We start from the raw sequence: 20,883 nt of genomic DNA on the forward strand, positions 1-20,883 counted from the left end.
TGACCTCGCACTCTGTATTGAGTTGTTGCGGGGTCAGACCCTTTTTTTGAGGTATTCTCTTCATTATTCAGTCAGCATTTTAACAATTTCGGTAAGTTCCATATTAGGTGTAAATGTATATTGTCCAATCTGAATGCGCTTGATTAATTGATTTTCTTTCAAGTATTGGAGAAACACTACACCATTTTCGAAAATGCCCTCGTTTTCAAGAACCTCTGCTATTTTCTCAGGTGTCATCCCAGATTCCACAGTTAACGTATAAGAAACAGCAGATGGCTTCTCAGCTTGTATAGGTACCACTCGTTTCTTAGCATCAGAAATGGTTTCACTGGCCTGCTGCTTGCTTGTAGCCTCTTTTTTGCTAGTTTCAGCAGATTGGATTTTGTATCCGTTATGTTCCAGCATCACTTTCGCTTCTTCAAGGGTTAAAGAGGCTTTCTTTTCAATAGGAAATACATATGAATAGCCACCAACAAGAGCAGACGTGAATATGATTCCTGCTGCAAATGCTCGAATTGTCGATTTATTCATGTTTTGATCCTCGCTTTTGTTGCATCTTCAATAACTGTGATGACCGTATCCATCGATAAGGTAGATTGTTTGGCAATTTGCTCAAGTGATATCCCTTGTTGATACAGTGAGAGCACTTGGCTTTTAAGAATTTCATTGATCTGTGAAGCAGTGTTGTTTGGTTTATGTACTGTATACGATGGAGGGTTTTCTTGAATAAGTAGTTCTTCTTCTAATATTTTGATTTTCTTTTTAATTTGATACATTTCTTGCATATGCGTAATGGTCATTTGCTCTATTTCTTCTTCAAGTTTTACATGATCTTTTGTGAAGAAGGAAATTAGTAAAAGAATACTGGAAAATACCAAAAGTCCAATTAGTAGATATTCCATACGTTCACCTCTGCATTTTTTTTATTGGGTCTCTCTGATCATTTAAACCCCTTGATACCGTCGCTTCGAGTGAAAGTAGACAAGTACGTTTGAACTAAGGATGCGAATCAAAGACGGCTAAGATAAAGGCATTTAGCTATTTAGTCGTTCGGTCACAATTCTTAATTTACCACACTTTTTTGCAAAATTGGGTAAGTTTCTGGAGCAATGAGCATAATTATAAAAAATAAACCGGTATTTGTCTAATCAGTTACTGAAACGTTGTCGAATTTAAATGGAAAAATCTAATAAATACGTTTTAGCAAATATTTTTTAACTAATTTACCTAGAAGGAAAAGGAGATGTGAAATTCGACAAAATGCGTTTATTGTATGGAATGCTATTCAGTGCTACGATTAGAGTAATAAAAAACTGACTATTCTAACTATTGAACAGACACACAGCTCGTAGGTTGTAGGTTGTAGGTCTTGCTTAAGTACCAATATATTGAAGCGCTTACATTAAATGAAAAGGGGAGAATCATGATGAACACTTTATCAGCTTACGAAACATTACCCAAGGGATCTGAGTCACATGGCTTCCGGAAACAATTAAAGGCTGGAATATGGATTGATGGAGAATTTGACTGGTATTCTGAGGAAGAAATGGCTGTTAATACAGGGGGACAAATACGTTCCCTCATTCAATCTTTTTCAAAACAACATATATCATTTGTGAGATGCACGATTAAAAATACATCTGCTTTTTTAAAATCACCTAAAATGGTCTTTCATTATGAAAACATGCGTGATCCTCAAAATGTTGCCTTTTATTGCCCAGGAGAGAAGGCAATTTTACACATTGGCAAAAAATCAATCTCCTTGCTTGGTGGGGTAGTAAAAGGAAAGGGGATTTCGCAATATTGTATTCAAGGAAAAGGGAGCTTGTATCAGTATGGCTGCTTTAAATCGCTTAAAGAAGGAATACTTTCCTATTCACCACTCGCAAAAGGAGAAGTGAGCAGCATTTTTTCCTTAGAACCGGAAATTCAACCTGATGAGTGTATTGAAGCAGTCGCTTGGGTCATCCATACAAACACCAAAGAGGAAGCCTTGTTCATGCATGATCAATTACTTTCTGCTCTGCCTCATTAATAGAAGTATTTTATGATGATATTTCTCAAAAAACAGACTAGCATTTGTATAGAAAAAATGCTATTATAGAAAAGTCCTATGTGAAAACGTCAATATGTTTGGAGGGAAATACACATGCGCGTGAATATTACATTAGCTTGCACTGAATGTGGAGATCGTAACTATATTTCTAAAAAAAATAAACGTAATAATCCAGATCGTCTTGAGCTTAAAAAATACTGCTCAAGAGAAAAACGTTCAACTACACACCGTGAAACAAAGTAAGCAACAGGGTTTTCTCCTGTTGTTTTTTTTTGTAGAAAAATGGTTGGAGCTATACAAAACGTAGTACAATAAGAGTTAAAATAACTGAATAATTGAAATTTAACTAATGATCTTTTCATTTAAGTTAAGTGATTATATGTTAAAGCATAAGAAAGGCGGTATTCTACATGACAGATAATAAGCGGAAAATTCGTGAAGAAATGAAACGGAGATTATCAAGTTTGTCTACGATTGAGCATACCCAGCTTTCGCGTGAAATTGCACAGAAAGTGTTCGCGCTAAAAGAATGGAAGCAGGTAGAAACGATTGGTATTACTGTAGCGGTTCATCCGGAGCCTGAAACAAAATTTATTATCGAACAAGCTTGGCTCGAAGGAAAACGCGTAGCGGTTCCGAAATGTAAGCCAAGTAGTAAAGAATTGGATTTCAGGTACATAACCAGCTTCTCGGAATTAGAGACGGTTTATTTTGGCTTACAGGAGCCCGTATTGGCGACGGAGCAGGCAACTAAGGAAGACCTCTCTTTACTGATCGTACCGGGTTTAGCGTTTACAAGAAAAGGGTACCGATTGGGCTTTGGTGGCGGATACTATGACCGTTTTCTTTCCGATTATAAAGGCAAGCTACTGTCACTGGCATTCGAACTTCAGTTAATGGAATACTTGCCTATCGAATGTCATGATATCCCCGTTTCAAAAATTATTACACCAAATCATGTATATAGCGCCGAGAATTAATACTTTTTCTTATGAATATAAAGAGGATGTTCAAAAATCCGATAAAAAAGCTTGCGAATTGCATCAAAGCGTATTTTTGACCTTCTGTTAAAGTCGCGCACGTCATGACGAGCCACACAGAAGTCAGCACATCCTGTGAAAGTCTGGTTCTCGCGTATTCCTACATATTTGAAAGGTTGTCGAGATGCGCTCGCAGAACTTCTCGGCTCTTTTTAACCTTCTTTTTGAACACGCACATAAAATGAAACCTAGATTAATCGACAGTGCGAACCCGATTTAATGAACTAAACTGCTGAAAAGCATAGCGGTGCGTTTCATTGTCTCTCACCAATCAGACCTTTAGGGGCAGTTGATATCCTCCTACCTCTATCTTCTTTTGTTTACTCAGAATTCTAAGAGGGAGTCTTACTACTCGTCAAGAGTGGGATAAAGTGAAACTTTCATCCCCAACTGATGGTTAGTCCCGTTTTCCTGTCGTTAAGACCTTCTCTTTCGCTTCGATCAATCGACAGGACGAACCCGATTGGTTCAACTAAACCGCCGAAGAGCACAGCGGTAGTTCCACTGTATCTCACCAATCGGGGATTTACAGGCTGTTTATCCCCACCTATTTATTGTTTGTTTTTCTCGGGAAAATTGAGGTGGGGGTATTACAGCTTGTTAAACCGGGATAAAAATTCTTGATTTCGCCACACTAGGGATAGGAGGGATGGATATGCTTCGAACAATAATGAAAATAATGATGATTGGCATGGTAGTGTATTTTGGATATCATTGTCGTTATCGCTTGATGAATCTGATCTTAGCCAATTCCTTTTTGCGTAAATTGCTAGTTTCGGGAACATTTGGATCACGTGCTGTACGTGAGAAGATGTTACAAGGCCTCTTTAGTGGGGGAAATGGTACTAATTATTCGTAAGGCAGGTTTTGGGTCTGATTCTGTATCTCCTAAGTTTATAGGAGTGGGGATCGGCCCTTTTTTAGGAATTAAGAAGAACGTTATGAACAGCAACTTTTTCGAGAGTAGAGCCAATCAATTTAATGCGAATCTATATTTTTCAATGCCTATAGATTGAGCAAGGCTCTTGTTTTTGAATAACAAAAAAACGAAACAATTCATGTACGTTTGTTTGTACAATTACAATTAAATCTACTATAGTGAAGAGAAAGGGTAAGCAAGAATACATAAATTAGCAATAAGAAAGTGGGGAAAGTATTGGCATTTAAGGAGGATTATCTATATTGGTCGATTATTAAACAGCTTACAGTTCAATATCATTATCGAATGGTTACGATATCTGACGATCATCAAGAAATATGGCTTGAAACAGAGAGAGACAAGGCGTTTCCTGTTGTTAGAATCATTCGTCATGATCTTGATTGGGCGAATTGGTTAAAGCGTGATATTGACAGAGCCACTCTAATTGGCGAACAAATAAGGAAAAAACTTATTAAAAAGCCTTTGGATGTTTTGAATGTGTATATTACAGAGTTTGAACCTGTAGATGAATATGAATTTATTGACAAGAAAAGGATGGCAAACAAAACGACAGTCACTTCACAAATCGTAAGTACAGCTGCCTATACTGACAGAATAAATGAGCTTGAAACGATGTTTACTAAGTCTCTTTCCATTGAATTTCCACCTGATGAGGAAATCGACGAACAAAAGATTAGCAAGGTAAAACAAGTTGCTCTAGCGGGTTCTGTTCAACAAGCAAAGGAAGAACAACAGCTATTCCAAAGAGGGAAACCTCTATTTACATATATTTTTATGACGATGCAGATTATCATCTTTTTATTAATGGAAATGAATGGTGGAAGTACGAATACAAAAACACTAGTGGATTACGGAGCTAAATATTCGCCTTATATTCTGTCCGGAGAATGGTGGCGCTTTTTTACACCAATTGTTGTACATATTGGCTTTATGCATTTATTGATGAATTCCCTATCTCTCTATTTTATTGGAACGGAAGTTGAACGGCTTTATGGAAATATCCGATTTTTAATCATTTATCTGGTAGCTGGCTTTGGTGGATCATTAGCCAGTTTGATTATTACGCCGTCCGTTTCTGCGGGAGCGAGTGGCGCTATTTTTGGCTGTTTTGGTGCTTTACTCTATTTTGGCATCATATACCCGAAATTATTTTTTAGAACGATGGGCATGAATATTATTATTTTGATTGCAATCAATTTAGGCTATGGCTTTTCAGTGTCAGGAATTGATAATGCCGGGCATATTGGTGGGTTGGTCGGCGGCTTCTTGGCTGCTGGTATCGTCCATCTCCCTAAACATAAACCAAACATTAAACAACTATTATTTGCGGGTGCTACGATTATCCTTACCTTTGGATTGCTTCAATACGCCTATAGTGATAGGAATCAATCTGTATACTTTGATGAAACGACAGGGAGTTTGGCCCAAGAATATATGACTGCTGGAGATAGTGATAAAGCATACGAACTGTTAACGACTAGTATTGATAAAATGGAAACTCATCCGTTTTCTTCATTTGTATTAGGAAATATTGAATTTGAGCGTGGTAATTATCAAGATGCCTCAATGAATTACGAAGAGTCCGTAATACAAAATCCGGAATTTCATGAAGCTCATTACAATTTAGGCTTATGTTATTATAAGCTGCATCGGGTGGAAGAAGCGAAGAGCCAGTTTCAAAAAGCGGTTGATCTTTCTCCAGATCAAGAAGAATATCAAAAAATATTGAATCAGTTGAATGAAACACCATAAAGTATCACTATCTTGCAAATAATAAGGGGGTTAGGAATAAATGCCCTATAGCCTTTGCGTACCAATTAATACGTGGGGTATATAAATGATTTAGACAGTTGACTAAAGCTAACCTTTGAAAAAAGCCTCGCATGAAGAATAAATATTTTTCTTCGTGCGAGTGCTTTAGAAATAACTTTTATATACTTTGCCGAAGCACTATAGGTGTTCCGTCGCTAGTTTGCAATAGAATGAGAAGCTCTGTGTGATTTTTTGCAACAAGTACAATTGGGATAGTACTGCCAATTGGATTTAGGATGCTTCCGTCTTCTTTTTGTATTCCCAAAAGATAATTTTTATATAACCCTTCCCAAAGTTTTCCGATTATTTCTTCTCTCTGTGCCGATGGAAAACTTTTAAGTAGTTCATCGGTCCTGTTTGGCAAATCCGTTAACGGTAATGCGGTGTAATGATTTTCTAGGATGCCGAATTGCTTCAGGGCGTCTGTATAAGCTGTATCTACAATAGACCTTGTGTACTTGTCAAGTGTATGCTGCCATTTTTTTTGCTCATTATTGATCGGATCGTGAAATGTTTGAAAGTCCTTTTGGAGAGAGAGGATTGCATAAAGATGATCTTTACTCATTTTTTGCACACTTGTATAGGTGTTTTCTTTCGGATGCACTTCCCCATAATGGAAGCTGACGCTTTCGAAGAGACCACTTTCTTTTTCAGAAAAAGATTTTGTATGTAATAAATTTGCTTGATCTTGTTTCCAATCCTTTATAAGTCCTAGTAATCGGCCGTTTCTAAATAATAAAGAAATATCTTGGCGTAAATAAACCGGCTGAGCTAAGGTGGATTCGACTTTCCAGTTTACTTGATAGTGTGACGTACCTTTTTGCTTTGCACGTAAATTCGTATCAGCTGTAGTAAAGCGGAGGTCAGGGTCTATCGGGAAAAAAATAATGGTATCTTCGACAGATTTTGATCCGAAGGTAAAAAATGCAGCTAATAGAGCAGTTACTAATATAATGGCTGTATGCTTCCATTCGATTTTCATCATGCACCTCCAAAAAAATCACGGTACTCTATCTTATGAATGAAGATGGACAACTATGAAAATATATTTTGTTTTGCAAATAGATAAAACATTCATGAGCGCCTGCTCTAAAGCCTATCGATAAAGTGAAACTGCCATTAGTGGGGGGACAGCCTGTTAAACCGGGATAAAAAGGTTCACAGGTTTTATAAACTGTATCACCTTATGAAGGTTGGCGGTGCGGAGCTGATTTCGCGAAGCCCCGCCCTTTTTTTGCAAAAAAAACGCTTTCACTTGTCGGTTAATCATGTATTCGCTATACTTTTACTAGAATATAAATTAAGTAAAGCAACTTTAGGAAAGGGACATTCATGAAAACAATTTATGATATTAAAACATACTTAAGAAGATTTGGAACGTTCATCTATACAGGTGACAGAATCGCAGATCTTGAACTGATGGAAGTAGAGATTCGAGAAATTTACAAGTTAGGTATAATGGACACTAAAGAATTCCAGATGGCTATTTTGTTGTTAAGACAAGAGATTCAGGCTTCGGAATGAGAAGTAATCGGGTTGATGTATATAAACAATCAATAAAAAAGTAGAAGGTGACATAAATGGATAAATGGCTAATGGGCGTAGATTTGGGTGGAACCACAACGAAGCTCGCAATTATTAATATGTACGGTGAAATTCTTCATAAATGGGAAATTGCCACTGATATTTCAGATAATGGTCAGCGCATCACCACCAATATTGCCAAAGCGATTGATGATAAATTGGCGGAATTAGGAGAGTCTAAAAGTAAGTTGCTTGGGGTCGGAATGGGGGCACCAGGCCCTGTAAATGCTGTAAATGGTTCAATTTATGAAGCTATTAATCTTGGCTGGAACAACTACCCGTTAAAGGATTTACTGGAAACGGAAACTTTACTACCAGCTGTCATTGATAATGACGCGAATATAGCGGCACTTGGAGAAATGTGGAAGGGTGCAGGAAATGGGGCAAAGGATATCGTTTGCGTGACGCTTGGAACTGGAGTCGGTGGCGGGGTCATTGCTAACGGATTAATGGTTCATGGGGTAAGCGGTGCGGGTGGAGAATTAGGTCACATCACAGTCGTAACAGACGCAGGTGCTCCTTGTAACTGCGGCAAAACCGGCTGTCTTGAAACGGTAGCTTCCGCGACAGGAATCGTTCGTTTGGCAAAAGAAGCTCTGGAAAAAACAAACGAACCTTCCTTGCTCCAAGAAAAAATAGATGGTGGGGAAAGCTTATCATCGAAACTACTATTCACATGTGCAGAAGAAGGAGATGCTATATCTCTAAAGGTTATTCAACAAGTTAGCAAGTACTTAGGCCTTGCTTTAGCACAGGCAGGTAATATCTTGAATCCGGAAAAAATCGTAATTGGCGGAGGGGTCTCTAAAGCGGGTGATTTACTGCTTAAACCAGTTCGGGAGTATTTTGAATTCTACGCATTTAAGCGGGTTCGCAAATCAACAACAATTAGCATGGCTACACTCGGAAATGATGCAGGAGTCATTGGAGCTGCATGGCTTGTGAAAAAACATTTCGCTAATTAATGGATCTTGATAAATCATCACAATGAGAGGATGTTCCAAGAAAGGGGTTGACCCTTTCGTTATGGGGCATTCTTTTTGTCATGTATGATAATAAAAAAATATTTTGTGACAGTTTTTGGGGGCTTTCGTTGATTTTTTGTTTTATAATGAATATCTAAAGCATTAGTAAAAAAGGAGGTGTGGGGGTTGAAAAATTTTTTAGGGCAGTAGTTCATCTATTGCTGCGACCGGGACTACCGGCAATTCGGTTAAACAATTGTTTTGTATTATGTACCATCTCCATATTCCTTCTCCTAACGGCTTGTGAGGCCACGAAGAATGAAGAAACACTGAAACCAGAAAAAGAATTAGAAAACCCCGTTGTCGTTGAAGACAAGTATGAGCTACCTGAATTTCTAATCGACAAACACGAACAGATTGTACAAGTGTATGGCTGGTTGGATTCCTCCACCATTATTTATTCGGAAAAACTCGGTAAAAATAACCAATTACAGGTGATGAGCTGGAATTTTCAGACGCAGAAAAAAAGCGTTTTTTATCAACCAACCGAAGATATTGTGGATGTCAGTATTAGTCCAGATCGATCGTACGTGCTCGTTCATTTAGCTCCATTGGCTAATGAAGCAGTGATTGAAGTTTTAAACCATGATGGCACGATGGCTTTTTCTGCTTCTGTTCCATCAATTGAGTTAGCTTATGAATGGAATATACATGACCAAGGTGTGTTGTTTCTTTCTAGTTTTTTTGAAGATTGGTCATATCGAACATACATCGTAAATACGAAAGAACAAAAGATTGAAATGATAGAATTTCCACAGCCCTTTGTGAAGTGGGGAAGTAAGGAAGACCTGCTGTATCTAGACTGGGATGAAGATGAGCCTAATTTAAAAGCCCCACTTATGAAGAAGAATCTTCGTTCAAATCAGCGGGAAAGTATGATGCTTGACGTTATTTACTTTACTCGAACAGAGCATACATTAATGACGATTCAAGATCAAAGCGAGAACTATGATAAAGCTACTTATAGCTTTTTTACTGATAAAAACAAACTTATTACAAGTTTTTCAGCACTACATTTAAAAAACTATTCGAGTTGGCTGATCCCTTACTTCGACATGAGAGAAGAAACTTCTCAATTTATCTCTTTCATACCAGAAAAAGCGGCGAATGTTGGTCAATATGCTGGGGGATTTTCCTTACACGTATTCAACTGGAAGACTGGAAAAGAAGAAGTGATTCTTACGAAAGCGGAAAACGAACCATTAAGCTGTTCGCCGAACGGTATTTGGTGCCTTTATGGGAATCAATTTGAAAAAATTATTAACTTGAAAAATAAAACAGTGAAAAATTTATTTGAAATTAGCTAAAAATAAAGAGGCAGCCGATTGGCAGCCTCTTTATTTTTACCGTTTTAAGTAATCAGTGTACTAGTGTTGGAAAGCCGTTGTTAATGACAGTCATAATGGCAAACCAGCCAAATACAACTGTACTTCCTCCAGCAAACAAAATCGCTAGAATGTTTTTATCTTTAAATGCACGTAGTGTAGCAGCTAGTCCTAATATTGCGACTAGAGCGAAAATAATTACTAATCCCATGTTTTTGCCCCCTTTGTTCTCAATCTTTGCTTACTTATACTGTACCCAAAGATTTGATAACGAACTTTAGAATATGTAATTTTGATTGCATATATTAACATTTTAATGTTTTTTTGGATGTTTGTCGAGGTTTAAAAATGAACCTTTTTTATGAAGGACATGGGGACGGGTCTACGCGACTTACTACTATAACCAATTTACTTAGCAAGTATACTTAGATAATCAAGAAAGCGTCCGAAATTCCGGCTCCGCCACCATTGTGATTAGGCGAGTGTAGCGTGTTTAATGAACTATCCTTCATAATAACTGGTGGCGTCTTAACACCATTCAGGTTTTGTAATTAGATTGATGCTTCATGGTAAATGATGGCGTTATTACGCCACATTCTTTTTGTAAGTTAAATGAATGGTTTTATTTTTTCAAAAATGATAGGTTTAAACCGTCATATGTTTCTCGCGAATCTAATATGAAACATCATGTCTTATAAGTTGTGTAAAATGATCATAAAACGTTTTGCAATTAGAATAGGAGTGGAAGATGTTGAAGTGGAACCAGATTCCTTTAGGACCGTTACAAACAAATTGCTACGTCATGGAGAAAGCAGAAAAGTGTGTAATTGTCGATCCAGGCGGAGAAGGTAATAAATTAATTCAGTATATTCAGACTAAAAGGTGGCAGCCCATAGCGATTTTATTAACACACGCTCATTTTGACCATATCGGAGCCGTGGATGTTATTCGAGATTATTACCAGATTCCCGTATACTTACATGAAAAGGAAGCAAAGTGGCTTGCAGATGCAGATCTAAATGGCTCAAAATCATTTACTCCAGGGAACCCAATCGAAATAAAGCCTGCAGATCAAATGATTACAACAGAATTTGACTTGGTGCTTGGCGAATTCCATTTTATTGTATTGGAAACTCCAGGACATTCACCAGGAAGTGTTTCCTATTATTTACGAGATGAAGGTATGATTTTCGCAGGTGATGTACTTTTCCAACAAAGTGTAGGCCGCACAGATTTAAGAGGTGGCAATGAACAGCAATTGCTGAAAAGCATTCACGATAAGCTATTAACTTTGCCAGAAGATACGATTGTCTTACCTGGACATGGTCCGATTACGAACATTGCCGATGAAATGGATCAAAATCCGTTTCTGAATGGATTTTAAGATAAAAAATATGAAAAAAGAGGGTTTCCAAAAAAAAGAAAGGGTCACAGACCCCACATCTACTATAGATCGTTTCCTTGTCGTGTGAATGACATTATAAACGGTGTATAGAGTGTGAGGTCAGCCCCTCTCCTTAGCCCCTTTTACTATGTAGCAATTAATGCGCTGCCCCGCCCGCAGGCAGTAAAAATACTGTGTAGTAGCTGTATCCGACAAAGAAAACGGTTAAATAAGCGCCAAACACATAGATATACATACGCTCTGAAAGACGAAGATAACTTAAAAGTACAAAAAAACCAGTTTGCCCGAAGAAAAGTAAAGATAATGCATACATGTCTCCAAGGTAGAAAAAGATTGCCATAATGGCTGTCCAAAAACCTAGAACGCGATACATACGATCCACTCTAATACCCCCTTTAATTCCCATTGATGGTTACATCTAACGTAATTATAGAATAGTTGCTCACGAACTGTAAAGTCTAGTTTGTAAGCAATACCAAATATGTACAGGGTGACAAGTTTTAAAACAGATAGAGGTTGTTCAAAAATTCCGGTAAAAAAGCTTGCGAATTGTATCCAAGCGCAGTATTGACCGTCTGTTAAAATCGCGCACGTCCTGTGCAAGTCCGGTACTCAACGTTACTGCATACGCGAAAGGTTCCCGATATGCGCTCGCAGAACATCTTGGCTCTATTTAACCTTTTTGAACACGCACTTTAAGTCTTATTTACTATGCCCATTATTATATATGGAAATTCTTATGGCAGTGAAAGAATCAGCAAGTCATGTAATCAAAACAAGCCCAATAATCTAAAGCCAGTTAGAAAAATATTCGTAGCATTATTATGGACGGTCATCCTATTTTTCCTTCAAAAAAATATTTTAAATAATTTGATTTTTTTTTGAAGGATTTTGCCAAAAGGCGTCGAAATGTATAATTAACCAAAATAGGAGGTGAATTGTAAGTGAAATCGATTGAAAAGACAGCTGACGATATCCTTTCGCGCGCTGTCCGTCTAGGAGCATCTGATATTCATATCGTTCCTAGAAAAGATGGTCCTCTCATCCAATTCCGCATTGAAAGTAAGCTACATCCTCAGGAAGTGTTAACGAAAGACGAAAGTGATCGCCTCATTTCTCATTTGAAATTTCTTGCTTCGATGGACATTGGTGAAAAAAGACGGCCACAAAGCGGAGCCATTACCCTTGAGTTGGACAACAAAATTATTGGTCTAAGATTATCTACGCTACCCACCACTTTTTCCGAAAGCCTTGTGATTCGTCTCATTCCTAAGCAAAATATTCTTCCCGTCGAACAGCTTTCCATTTTTAAGAATACAGCGGATAAACTATCAGCTCTGTTAAAACACTCTCACGGATTACTGATCCTAACCGGACCGACCGGAAGCGGAAAAACCACTACCTTATACTCGTTGCTTCACCACGCAAAAGACATGATTAACCGCAATGTTATCACCTTAGAAGACCCCATTGAAAACGAATCAGAACAAGTCCTTCAAGTCCAAATTAATGAAAAAGCAGGTATTACGTATTCAGTAGGCTTAAAAGCCATTTTGCGACACGATCCCGATGTGATTATGGTAGGAGAAATTCGTGATGTAGAAACGGCGGAAATCGCTGTGAGAGCGGCCATGACGGGGCATCTCATACTCACAACGATGCATACAAGGGATGCCCACGGTGCCGTATACCGGTTGCTCGAATTTGGAATCAGTTGGATTGAAATTCAACAAACCTTACTAGCTGTGACGGCTCAAAGATTGCTAGAACTTCAGTGTCCAATCTGTAAGAGAAATGAATGTGATGGCGAGTGTGGTATTAAAAAGAGAAGAAAACGAGCAAGTGCATACGAACTTATTACAGGTAAAGAGTTGTCAGCAGTATTGCGATCGGCCAAAGGTGAAGGGAATGACGTATATTATCGAAAATTAAGGAATGAAATCGGCAAAGCAGTTGCGTTTGGGTATGTAAATCAAGAGGAATTTACAAGATTGGTGTATGAACATGAAACGAAGTAATTGGAATATGAAGGAGCAATCACAATTTCTTCTCAAATTAGGAGAGCTTTTAGAATTTGGTTACCCGCTTGCCGAGGCCATCCGATTTCTTATGCTTCAGCATACTAAAAAGAAAGAAGCGGATTTACAACGTTCGATTTCAGAGCTACGAAGCGGAAATCCTTTTCATAGCGTCTTAACTATGCTGAATTTTCATCCTCAATTGGTCCACTTTATTTACTTTTCAGAAGCATACGGCAACCTACCTAAAGCACTTCAGGAAGCAGGACTGTATTGGGGGCAAAGAAATGATGACATTGAGAAATTAAAAAAGATCTTTCTGTATCCTCTTTTCCTCATTTTCTTTGTAACAATTGTATTTTATATGATGAAAACCGTGCTTCTACCTAAAATTCAATCTCTCTTTCAAACGATGAATGCTGAAGAAACGTTGTTATTACAAATCATTGTTTTATTTGTAACTTTATTGGATTTGCTTCCTTACCTCCTCGTTTTTGCGATTATCGTATATCTGCTGCTTCACTCATTTTATTTGAAGAAACTCTCGCCTTTTAAACGCCAAAGCTTGCTTTTAAGAATCCCCCTCCTTGGCACCTTTATAAAATTGTACGAAACCCATTTTTTTGCAAGCCAATTAAGCGGCCTTTTAGTAGGAGGATTATCTATTAACGAAAGTATTACCCTATTCGAAAAGAGTGGAGTTCAGCCGTTTTATCATGATGTTTGTCAATTAATAAGAAATGAATTAACGGAAGGGAAGCCGCTTGACGCCATATTTCGAGATCTGCCTTATTTCGAGAAAAGGTTAAGTGTCATTACCGCAAACGGTCAGAAATCGGGAAGGCTTGAGCAAGAATTATATATGTATAGCCGTTTTATTTTGGATCAAGCCGAAGAGAAGATGAAGTTTATGATGCAGATTATTCAGCCAGCCTTATTTTCGCTAATTGGTCTTGTGATTGTTTCCATTTATTTGGCTGTTCTGTTACCAATGTTTTCGCTTATGAAAGGACTTTAAGGAGGAAAAAAATGAATGAAAAAGGGTTTACACTCATTGAAATGCTCATTGTTTTGTTTGTCATTTCTATCCTGTTAATTATTACGATCCCTAACATTTTGAAAAACCAAAATTCAATTCAGTCAAAGGGTTGTGATGCCTATGTGAAAATGGCTCAAAGTCAAGTACAGGCTTATCAAATCGATCATCATGTATTACCAGAGAGCCTAGCTGAATTGAAAGATAAGGAATATCTTAAAGAAACCTACTGCCAGAAGGAAGGAGATATTATTCTGAGCGCAGATGGAGAAGTCAGCTTAGTGAAGGAGAGTCAGGATGAATAATGAGATGACAATTACTAGTGACGAACAAGGCTATACACTTTCTGAGATGTTGCTTGTTCTGTCTATTTTTATGTTAATTGTTTCTCTAAGTGTCGGCTTTCTACCAGGCTTTTCAAAAAGCATGGAGAAACAGCTCTTCATGGATCAAATGATTGATGATTTGCATTATATACAGCATTATGCAATGACTCATAATATGAAGACGATTTTTTCGATTGATACGAAAAACAAAAAATACTATGGATTCACCGATTTTAAAGAGAAAATACTTATTCAACGATCGATTCCAAATGACATAAAAATTGATAAAGGGAGTCTGAATTTGGAAATTACCTTTTACCAAGAAGGAGTACCTAAAATGTCAGGCACTTGGTTGATTCGGACGAAAAATTCAGTAAATAAACTCACCATTTATTTAGGGGCAGGAAGGATGAAAATTGAGAAACTCTAACGGATATATATTTCTAGAGACTATGATTGCTTTTGTTATCTGCTTATTTATCGTGAGTACGATTTTGCCTATCGTCCATGAAGTCAAAATTGATCGTGCAAATATAAAAATTAGATCCGTTGCCCTGCACCTGCTTTATGAAACATTGGCGGCTTATCTTGATGGTGATGGAAGATTGTCACCGGAATTATCGGACGAGTACCGTTTCACTTGGACGATTGAAGACGAATCGACAAAGGTAATGGGATGTATTGAATATGAAAATGCAGAAGGGTCATATGAAACGATTTGTGACGCAGTTGAATAATCGAGGGTTCACACTCATTGAGATGTTGCTGTCCTTGTCGATCTTTATTTTGATTGCTGGAATGATTGTTCAGCTTTATGTAGTAGTAGGGAAAGAACTTTATCAGGATAAACGGCTCAATCAAATGGAATGGGAAATTTTTCTGCAACAAATCAAGGGAGAACTTTGGCAATCTAGCAGCCAGACTATATTAAATGACAGCATATATATGGTTGTAGGGGAAAATATTATAAGCATTGAAAAATATGATCATATTTTACGAAGGCGGGTGAATCGTACGGGACATCAAATTATGCTTCAAAACGTTTCTAGCTTTCATTGTAGGATGGAAGGAAATAAGATTGTTATATCCGTAAAAGATTTGGCAGGAAATACGTTTACAAGGGTGCTGAGACCCTTCGTGACAAGTGGATTTGAAAATGTGCAAGAATGAAAAAGGGGCTGTATTGCCTGTCACAATGGTTGTAGCCTCGATTTTGATTGTGTTCACTTTTTACAGCATAGAGAAATTCAACCTTGAAAAAATGTTTTACAAAAATGTTGAAAATGTTTTAGTACTTGATCATCTTCTGTTGTTGGCCTCTCATGAAGTACAGAATATGGTCGCTCATGATGCGTATGTTGATGGAGGTGTTCTTCATTTTCCAAATGGGACCGTTGAGTATGCAATGATAAGCAGCGAAGAGCGCTATTCTTCGCTGGAATTATTTGCATTAACCACGCAAGGTCTGAGTAGGAAAGTGAATGTCCTTTATGACATAGAGGAGGGGGAGTTGGTAAAGTGGGCGAAAGTATTTACTCTAAACGATCATATGAATAAATAAGCTGATTTTGTCCATACTAAATAGTAGGTGATGTCTATGTCTACGAATGATTATATTAAATATTTAACGCAGCAACTAGTAAAATACTTTGAAGTTCCAAAGACCGTTCGAAAAGAACAACGCAAACATAAAAAAGAAAATAGACCAACATTTCTAAGTCAATGGTTTGGAATTGTACCTTTCGCAATTAGCATGCTTTTAAAAAGAAAATAAAATGAAACTTCCATCAGTGTTTTTCCCACTGATGGTTAGTTAAACCGGGATAAACGAGAGAGATTGTCCAAATAGGGTCAGACTTCACATTCTTTATACTGTTTAGTGTGTCATGTACACATCATATAAATAGTGTTTAGAGAGTGTTGGGGTCTTGACCCTTTTTGTTTCTAGAAGAGGATGTTCACAAAGTCCGGTCAAAAAGCTTGCGAATTGCATCAAAGCTCATGAATGACCTTCTGTTAAAACCGCGCACGTCCTGTGCGCAACACAGAAGTCAGCACATCCTTCACGTATTACTATATACGTTCCGGTCCTCTCGAGATGCGCTCCTCGAACTTCTCGGTTCTTTTTATCCTCTTTTTTGAACACGCACTAGAAGACTAAATCGCTTGATTGGATAAATAAAATAATCCGCCATTAACAATAGAAATAGTAATATTCGGTTCATAGCGATTTTGTAATGCTTCTTTTTCGGTATAGTAGCTCTCAGCTTTGTCTTCCATATCTTGATAAAAGTTTTCAAGTAACCGTAAATCATCTTCCCATCGCTCGATCGCTCTTTCAGCCCAAGTATGATCGTCTCCTTCGAAAGTTCGCCTAATATATGAGTCAAGCCTGAGCAGACCGCTTTTTGGTTTGATGAGCGGCGATAAGGTAAATGAGTAGTCTGGAATTTTTGGAGTTACTTGTATTTGTAAAAGCCTTTCATGAAACTGTTCGACGATTTCTCCTGTTATTAAATTTAAGCCTGCAGACAACAGAATATCTTTCTTGCGATCACTTTGATAGGAAACTTTTGCATTGATAGAAAGCCATGGATATAAGGGATTCTGCGTATGGTTCTGCTGGATAATCTCCTCGTATAAGCGGATAAATCCGGCAAGCCTTTTCGTAGATGCAAAAATCTGATGTAGTCGTTGTGATCCGAAATGGATCAGTTCCCCTTTGACGTCAGCTGGTGCCTGTTGTGGATCTGTTATAAGGGTAAGCTGAGATGGGTTGGGAACGCCACCGGTTTTTTCAAGGTAGTGCCAGTAAAAGGGACGGTTCATCAATTCCTTATCGAGTTCAATCGTTAATTGAATCATTAAATAAGCAGGGTGGTTTTCTATGATTTCACAATGATTCGCTTTGAAATAGGTGAGCAAGAAATCATGAATTTCCTGTTGCTGCATGAAGATTTCCCTCCTTCATATCTTGGGCGAATTGAATCATGGAAGAAAGATTATCCATTTTAATTTTCATTTCACCTTCTGATTTTGACCCATCTACTACATCCACTAAATAATCTTCAATATTGCCGATATCTAATTTTGTTAAAATATCATCTAAATCACCAATCACTTTTTCAAATAGCTGAATCTTTTCATAGAGAAGTTTCAAGATATGTTCTTCTACTGTATTTTCCGTCGCGAAATTATAAATCATGACATCTTGGGTTTGACCGAGCCGATGAACCCTGCCAATTCGCTGCTCCAACCGCATCGGATTCCATGGTAAATCAAAATTGATTAAATGATGACAAAATTGTAAGTTGATACCTTCACCGCCAGCTTCTGTAGCAATTAGTACTTGAATCTTATTTTGAAAAAGCTCTTTCATCCAATCTTTTTTACCGCGCTTAAACCCGCCACGAAAAGGTACTGAGCTTATGCCGTTTTGCTGTAAAAACCATTGCAAATAAAGTTGTGTAGCTCGGTACTCCGTGAAAATAATGACTTTATCGTTGATTTTCTGGATTAATTCCAACGTCTTCTCTGCCTTTGAATTGCGCTCAACTTGCTTTGCTGTCTCAAAGAGATTATTCAACTTTTCTATGAATTCAGGTGCAGGATTTTCATGTTTTTGAGACATGTTTTTTAAAGTGGTAAAGACTGCTTCTTTGCTGCTACATGCTTCTCTTTGGAGGGTTAGGCTTGAAAATGCACTTCCCGCTCCTTCAGATTGCGATCGGAACGCAGCTACAGCGTCATATAAAGCCTGCTCAGTAGGTGAGAATTTAATTATAATTGTTTCAACATGACGTTTCGTCCACTCGATTCCAGTATCGGCACGGCGGTTTCGAATCATAACCGTATTAACAAGCTCCTTAAGATGTTCATCTTCATAGATGGTGCGGCCTTTTCCTTTATACTTTTCAGAAAAAAGAGCTGCATTTCCTAAATGTCCAGGTTTAAGAAGAGAAACAAGATGAAAGATTTCTTCTACCTTATTTTGAATAGGTGTAGCAGTTAAGAGAAGGCAGAATTTCTTTTTCAAACTTTGAACAAATTCGTAGTTTTTCGTTTTATTATTTTTTAATTTATGAGCCTCGTCAATAATGATTAAATCGTATTCTTGCTTAAAAATGATGTCTCTATGTGGATTACGCTTCGCTGTATCTATGGATGATACGATACAATCGCATGAATCCCATACATAGCTTTTTCTCTGAACAACAGCGGGGATATGAAATTTTGTATTTAGCTCAAACGCCCATTGGGAAACGAGTGAAGCAGGAACGAGAATCAGGACTTTTTTCACGAGACCGCGAATCATATATTCTTTAATAATTAAGCCAGCTTCGATTGTTTTTCCAAGACCTACTTCATCAGCCAAAATTGCTTTGCCATTCATAGTCTCGACGACTTGTCGGGCAGCTTCAAGTTGATGAGGGAGTGGTGTTAGCTGATTAAGATGATGAGGTGCTTGCAGTCCTTCAAATTCTGGAATGGCCAGATGCTTTTCCGCTTGAACTGCAAGTTTATACAGCTCCCAATTCGCCCAAGGACCATCATTCTCCACTTTATCTAAAAATTCTTCTGACCATTCATCGTCAAATTTGATTCGAATTTGCATAAATATTGCTCCTTTCTAAATATAAAAACCTAATACACGAACATTAAGGTGATAAATATAAAAAAAGTTTGGTTTTTGTGAAAAGATGATTGCGATTCAAGCATTATTAATGGTAGTATGAACGTAACGAATAAATTTTGAAATTTTCTATTAATAAATATGATTTTTATTTGAAAGACTTCCACTGTTTGATTTACTATAGTAGTAACAGAATTCTAGGTGTTTGGTGAAAGTAGCCTCTTTTTCTGTGAAATAAAGATTGTGTAAAGTCGGCAAAGTCCGTTTTAGTTGTTCAACCCTTATTTACATAGTATGTTCAAAAAAGACAATATTATATGCGGATGAAGGCTGGGGGAGAGACTACATTTGTAGCGCCGAAGGAGCAAGCTTAGCAGCGAATCTCTCAGGCAAAAGAACCCTTGTTGGACGCAACTCTGGAGAGTGTCTAAAGGCGTAAGCTTTTAAGACCACCAAAGGGGAAAGCCTTTTAAAGGTAAACTTTCAGGTTTCAGGACAGAGAAATAGCTCAAGAGGAGCTTCTCTGTCTTTTTTTATGCCCAAAAAAATGTGAGGAGGCGTAGTATGACTGAATTAAAAAGGACGCCGTTATTTACTATTTACGCAGATTATGGTGGTAAAACGATTGACTTTGGTGGCTGGGAGCTACCAGTCCAATTTTCTAGCATTAAAGAAGAACATGAAGCAGTACGTACAAAAGCAGGCTTGTTCGATGTCTCTCATATGGGGGAGTTTGTTGTAAAAGGTGAAGGAAGCACGGACTTTTTACAAAGAATGATTACGAACGATATTCTCAAGCTTGAAGTAGGGCATGCGCAATATGCCGCATTGTGCTATGAAAATGGTGGAGTTGTCGATGATTTAATTATTTACAAGAAAGCGAAAAATGACTATTTATTAGTCGTGAATGCTGGCAATATTGAGAAGGATTTCAATTGGCTGCACGATCACTTGATTAAAGATGTTGAACTGACAAATATCTCAAATGAAGTTGCTTTGCTTGCTCTTCAAGGTCCAGCTGCTGAAAAAGTCCTTCAGAAATTAGCTGTAAACACAAATTTGAGTGAGATTGACTTTTTTACTTTCAAAGAAAATATGGAACTTAATGGAGTCACGGCTCTCGTCGTATCACGCACAGGGTATACAGGGGAAGATGGCTTTGAAGTGTATTGTAATAACGAAGACGCAAAAATACTCTGGAAAGCGATTCTCAAAGCAGGTAAGGATGAAGGCGTTCAACCAATCGGTCTAGGTGCTCGTGATACGCTTCGGTTCGAGGCGAAGCTCCCGTTATACGGTCAAGAGTTAACACCTAATATTTCGCCAATTGAAGCGGGAATTGGTTTTGCGGTTAAAGTTGACAAAGAGGCTGATTTCATCGGCAAGTCTGTTCTTGCCGAGCAAAAAGAACATGGTGCACCGCGCAAGCTTGTCGGCATCGAAATGATGGAACGCGGCATACCACGTCATGGTTATTCTGTTTACTATGGTTCTGAATTGATTGGCGAAGTGACAACTGGGACACAATCGCCGACATTGAAGAAAAACGTAGGTCTTGCCTTATTGAAAAAAGAGTATACGGGAATTGGAACAGAAGTTGAAGTTGAAATCCGTTCCAAGCGCGTGAAAGCCATAGTGGCTAAGACACCATTTTATAAACGACCAAGAGGATGAGGGGGAGAA

General features: G+C 37.9%; 25 protein-coding genes and 2 riboswitches. Of the genes, 18 read left to right on the forward strand and 7 right to left on the reverse strand.

Features of this window, described 5'->3' with window-relative positions; all coding sequences use genetic code 11:
- Positions 1-63 precede the first annotated feature (63 nt).
- Both ACIQZI_RS05000 and ACIQZI_RS05005 read right to left on the reverse strand, forming a co-directional pair.
- Entirely contained in the window at positions 64-531 is a 468-nt protein-coding gene (locus tag ACIQZI_RS05000) for a hypothetical protein (RefSeq protein WP_403070083.1), read from the reverse strand.
- Positions 528-902, reverse strand: a complete 375-nt coding sequence (locus ACIQZI_RS05005; RefSeq protein WP_157279399.1) for a hypothetical protein — start codon at positions 900-902, stop codon at positions 528-530. Before ACIQZI_RS05005 ends, ACIQZI_RS05000 begins: the two co-directional genes overlap by 4 nt.
- Positions 903-1,369: 467 nt before the next feature.
- Here ACIQZI_RS05005 and ACIQZI_RS05010 point away from each other — a divergent pair, with 467 nt between their 5' ends.
- From ACIQZI_RS05010 to ACIQZI_RS05030, 5 genes are all read left to right on the forward strand, one after another.
- On the forward strand, positions 1,370-2,035 hold the full coding sequence (locus tag ACIQZI_RS05010) for a hypothetical protein (protein ID WP_403070087.1): 666 nt from the start codon (positions 1,370-1,372) through the stop codon (positions 2,033-2,035).
- Between the two features lie 114 nt (positions 2,036-2,149).
- Complete coding sequence (gene rpmG / locus ACIQZI_RS05015; protein ID WP_028391797.1) at positions 2,150-2,299, forward strand: 50S ribosomal protein L33; 150 nt, start codon at positions 2,150-2,152, stop codon at positions 2,297-2,299.
- A gap of 167 nt (positions 2,300-2,466) precedes the next feature.
- On the forward strand, positions 2,467-3,036 hold the full coding sequence (locus ACIQZI_RS05020) for a 5-formyltetrahydrofolate cyclo-ligase (protein ID WP_403070090.1): 570 nt from the start codon (positions 2,467-2,469) through the stop codon (positions 3,034-3,036).
- Between the two features lie 715 nt (positions 3,037-3,751).
- A complete protein-coding gene (locus tag ACIQZI_RS05025) occupies positions 3,752-3,955 on the forward strand; it encodes a hypothetical protein (protein ID WP_062178023.1) in 204 nt (67 codons plus the stop codon).
- A gap of 297 nt (positions 3,956-4,252) precedes the next feature.
- Positions 4,253-5,788: a rhomboid family intramembrane serine protease gene (locus tag ACIQZI_RS05030; RefSeq protein WP_403070094.1), complete on the forward strand. Its 1,536-nt coding sequence runs from the start codon at positions 4,253-4,255 to the stop codon at positions 5,786-5,788.
- A 178-nt stretch (positions 5,789-5,966) separates the two neighbouring features.
- Here ACIQZI_RS05030 and ACIQZI_RS05035 read toward each other — a convergent pair whose 3' ends face one another.
- A complete protein-coding gene (locus tag ACIQZI_RS05035; protein WP_403070097.1) occupies positions 5,967-6,833 on the reverse strand; it encodes a hypothetical protein in 867 nt (288 codons plus the stop codon).
- Positions 6,834-7,180: 347 nt separating this feature from the next.
- Between ACIQZI_RS05035 and ACIQZI_RS05040 the strand changes: the two genes are divergently transcribed.
- The 3 genes from ACIQZI_RS05040 to ACIQZI_RS05050 all read left to right on the forward strand — a co-directional run bounded on the left by ACIQZI_RS05040 (position 7,181) and on the right by ACIQZI_RS05050 (position 9,764).
- Positions 7,181-7,372 (forward strand): YqgQ family protein, encoded by a 192-nt coding sequence (locus ACIQZI_RS05040; RefSeq protein WP_062178030.1) that lies wholly within the window; start codon positions 7,181-7,183, stop codon positions 7,370-7,372.
- Positions 7,373-7,428: 56 nt separating this feature from the next.
- Positions 7,429-8,397, forward strand: coding sequence for an ROK family glucokinase (locus ACIQZI_RS05045; protein WP_403070102.1), 969 nt, complete (start codon positions 7,429-7,431; stop codon positions 8,395-8,397).
- 179 nt (positions 8,398-8,576) lie between these two features.
- Positions 8,577-9,764, forward strand: a complete 1,188-nt coding sequence (locus ACIQZI_RS05050; protein ID WP_403070105.1) for a YqgU-like beta propeller domain-containing protein — start codon at positions 8,577-8,579, stop codon at positions 9,762-9,764.
- Between the two features lie 52 nt (positions 9,765-9,816).
- On the opposite strand, the gene ACIQZI_RS05055 is transcribed toward ACIQZI_RS05050, so the two are convergent.
- A complete protein-coding gene (locus tag ACIQZI_RS05055; RefSeq protein ID WP_082674971.1) occupies positions 9,817-9,993 on the reverse strand; it encodes a DUF2759 domain-containing protein in 177 nt (58 codons plus the stop codon).
- A gap of 540 nt (positions 9,994-10,533) precedes the next feature.
- Here ACIQZI_RS05055 and ACIQZI_RS05060 point away from each other — a divergent pair.
- The gene (locus ACIQZI_RS05060) at positions 10,534-11,166 is read left to right on the forward strand and encodes an MBL fold metallo-hydrolase (RefSeq protein ID WP_062183069.1); all 633 of its coding nucleotides are present in this window, start codon (positions 10,534-10,536) and stop codon (positions 11,164-11,166) included.
- A gap of 157 nt (positions 11,167-11,323) precedes the next feature.
- Here the strand turns inward: ACIQZI_RS05060 and ACIQZI_RS05065 are convergent, their stop codons facing one another.
- On the reverse strand, positions 11,324-11,569 hold the full coding sequence (locus ACIQZI_RS05065; protein ID WP_062178037.1) for a DUF2626 domain-containing protein: 246 nt from the start codon (positions 11,567-11,569) through the stop codon (positions 11,324-11,326).
- Between the two features lie 562 nt (positions 11,570-12,131).
- On the opposite strand from ACIQZI_RS05065, the gene comGA reads away from it, so the two are divergent.
- Genes comGA through ACIQZI_RS05105 form a run of 8 tightly spaced genes read left to right on the forward strand, consistent with a single transcriptional unit; the run spans position 12,132 to position 16,341 of the window.
- Positions 12,132-13,205 carry a competence type IV pilus ATPase ComGA gene (gene comGA, locus ACIQZI_RS05070; RefSeq protein ID WP_403070110.1) on the forward strand — a complete coding sequence of 358 codons (1,074 nt, stop codon included), beginning with the start codon at positions 12,132-12,134 and terminating at the stop codon, positions 13,203-13,205.
- The gene (gene comGB, locus ACIQZI_RS05075; protein ID WP_403070113.1) at positions 13,192-14,223 is read left to right on the forward strand and encodes a competence type IV pilus assembly protein ComGB; all 1,032 of its coding nucleotides are present in this window, start codon (positions 13,192-13,194) and stop codon (positions 14,221-14,223) included. Before comGA ends, comGB begins: the two co-directional genes overlap by 14 nt.
- An 11-nt stretch (positions 14,224-14,234) precedes the next feature.
- The gene (gene comGC, locus ACIQZI_RS05080) at positions 14,235-14,546 is read left to right on the forward strand and encodes a competence type IV pilus major pilin ComGC (protein WP_403070116.1); all 312 of its coding nucleotides are present in this window, start codon (positions 14,235-14,237) and stop codon (positions 14,544-14,546) included.
- Entirely contained in the window at positions 14,539-14,997 is a 459-nt protein-coding gene (comGD, locus tag ACIQZI_RS05085) for a competence type IV pilus minor pilin ComGD (RefSeq protein WP_403070119.1), read from the forward strand. Before comGC ends, comGD begins: the two co-directional genes overlap by 8 nt.
- 52 nt (positions 14,998-15,049) lie before the next feature.
- Positions 15,050-15,304 (forward strand): hypothetical protein, encoded by a 255-nt coding sequence (locus tag ACIQZI_RS05090; RefSeq protein ID WP_403070123.1) that lies wholly within the window; start codon positions 15,050-15,052, stop codon positions 15,302-15,304.
- Entirely contained in the window at positions 15,255-15,737 is a 483-nt protein-coding gene (gene comGF, locus ACIQZI_RS05095) for a competence type IV pilus minor pilin ComGF (protein ID WP_403070126.1), read from the forward strand. The genes ACIQZI_RS05090 and comGF overlap by 50 nt, the downstream gene beginning before the upstream one ends.
- Positions 15,724-16,128, forward strand: coding sequence for a competence type IV pilus minor pilin ComGG (gene comGG, locus ACIQZI_RS05100; RefSeq protein WP_403070129.1), 405 nt, complete (start codon positions 15,724-15,726; stop codon positions 16,126-16,128). The genes comGF and comGG overlap by 14 nt, the downstream gene beginning before the upstream one ends.
- Before the next feature lie 36 nt (positions 16,129-16,164).
- Positions 16,165-16,341 (forward strand): YqzE family protein, encoded by a 177-nt coding sequence (locus tag ACIQZI_RS05105; protein WP_082674974.1) that lies wholly within the window; start codon positions 16,165-16,167, stop codon positions 16,339-16,341.
- Between the two features lie 383 nt (positions 16,342-16,724).
- Here ACIQZI_RS05105 and ACIQZI_RS05110 read toward each other — a convergent pair whose 3' ends face one another.
- Positions 16,725-17,519 (reverse strand): YqhG family protein, encoded by a 795-nt coding sequence (locus ACIQZI_RS05110; RefSeq protein WP_403070133.1) that lies wholly within the window; start codon positions 17,517-17,519, stop codon positions 16,725-16,727.
- The gene (locus ACIQZI_RS05115; RefSeq protein ID WP_403070136.1) at positions 17,497-19,182 is read right to left on the reverse strand and encodes a DEAD/DEAH box helicase; all 1,686 of its coding nucleotides are present in this window, start codon (positions 19,180-19,182) and stop codon (positions 17,497-17,499) included. The genes ACIQZI_RS05110 and ACIQZI_RS05115 overlap by 23 nt, the downstream gene beginning before the upstream one ends.
- 341 nt (positions 19,183-19,523) lie before the next feature.
- A riboswitch (glycine riboswitch) is annotated at positions 19,524-19,611 on the forward strand.
- 3 nt (positions 19,612-19,614) lie between these two features.
- Positions 19,615-19,701: riboswitch (glycine riboswitch) on the forward strand.
- Between the two features lie 63 nt (positions 19,702-19,764).
- On the opposite strand from ACIQZI_RS05115, the gene gcvT reads away from it, so the two are divergent.
- Positions 19,765-20,874 carry a glycine cleavage system aminomethyltransferase GcvT gene (gcvT, locus tag ACIQZI_RS05120; RefSeq protein WP_062178068.1) on the forward strand — a complete coding sequence of 370 codons (1,110 nt, stop codon included), beginning with the start codon at positions 19,765-19,767 and terminating at the stop codon, positions 20,872-20,874.
- Positions 20,875-20,883: the final 9 nt, after the last annotated feature.

Source organism: Peribacillus sp. NPDC096379 (assembly GCF_044762875.1).
Taxonomy (GTDB): domain Bacteria; phylum Bacillota; class Bacilli; order Bacillales; family DSM-1321; genus Peribacillus.

Bases quoted from the DNA above. Each gene is read 5' to 3' on its own strand.
- ACIQZI_RS05000 (WP_403070083.1), bottom strand. From the start codon at position 531: ATGAATAAATCGACAATTCGAGCATTTGCAGCAGGAATCATATTCACG.
- comGC (WP_403070116.1), top strand. From the start codon at position 14,235: ATGAATGAAAAAGGGTTTACACTCATTGAAATGCTCATTGTTTTGTTT.
- ACIQZI_RS05115 (WP_403070136.1), bottom strand. From the start codon at position 19,182: ATGCAAATTCGAATCAAATTTGACGATGAATGGTCAGAAGAATTTTTA.
- comGF (WP_403070126.1), top strand. From the start codon at position 15,255: ATGAAAATGCAGAAGGGTCATATGAAACGATTTGTGACGCAGTTGAAT.
- comGD (WP_403070119.1), top strand. From the start codon at position 14,539: ATGAATAATGAGATGACAATTACTAGTGACGAACAAGGCTATACACTT.
- ACIQZI_RS05020 (WP_403070090.1), top strand. From the start codon at position 2,467: ATGACAGATAATAAGCGGAAAATTCGTGAAGAAATGAAACGGAGATTA.
- ACIQZI_RS05035 (WP_403070097.1), bottom strand. From the start codon at position 6,833: ATGATGAAAATCGAATGGAAGCATACAGCCATTATATTAGTAACTGCT.
- ACIQZI_RS05045 (WP_403070102.1), top strand. From the start codon at position 7,429: ATGGATAAATGGCTAATGGGCGTAGATTTGGGTGGAACCACAACGAAG.
- gcvT (WP_062178068.1), top strand. From the start codon at position 19,765: ATGACTGAATTAAAAAGGACGCCGTTATTTACTATTTACGCAGATTAT.
- ACIQZI_RS05105 (WP_082674974.1), top strand. From the start codon at position 16,165: ATGTCTACGAATGATTATATTAAATATTTAACGCAGCAACTAGTAAAA.
- ACIQZI_RS05040 (WP_062178030.1), top strand. From the start codon at position 7,181: ATGAAAACAATTTATGATATTAAAACATACTTAAGAAGATTTGGAACG.
- ACIQZI_RS05005 (WP_157279399.1), bottom strand. From the start codon at position 902: ATGGAATATCTACTAATTGGACTTTTGGTATTTTCCAGTATTCTTTTA.
- ACIQZI_RS05110 (WP_403070133.1), bottom strand. From the start codon at position 17,519: ATGCAGCAACAGGAAATTCATGATTTCTTGCTCACCTATTTCAAAGCG.
- comGG (WP_403070129.1), top strand. From the start codon at position 15,724: ATGTGCAAGAATGAAAAAGGGGCTGTATTGCCTGTCACAATGGTTGTA.
- ACIQZI_RS05055 (WP_082674971.1), bottom strand. From the start codon at position 9,993: ATGGGATTAGTAATTATTTTCGCTCTAGTCGCAATATTAGGACTAGCT.
- ACIQZI_RS05025 (WP_062178023.1), top strand. From the start codon at position 3,752: ATGCTTCGAACAATAATGAAAATAATGATGATTGGCATGGTAGTGTAT.
- comGB (WP_403070113.1), top strand. From the start codon at position 13,192: ATGAAACGAAGTAATTGGAATATGAAGGAGCAATCACAATTTCTTCTC.
- rpmG (WP_028391797.1), top strand. From the start codon at position 2,150: ATGCGCGTGAATATTACATTAGCTTGCACTGAATGTGGAGATCGTAAC.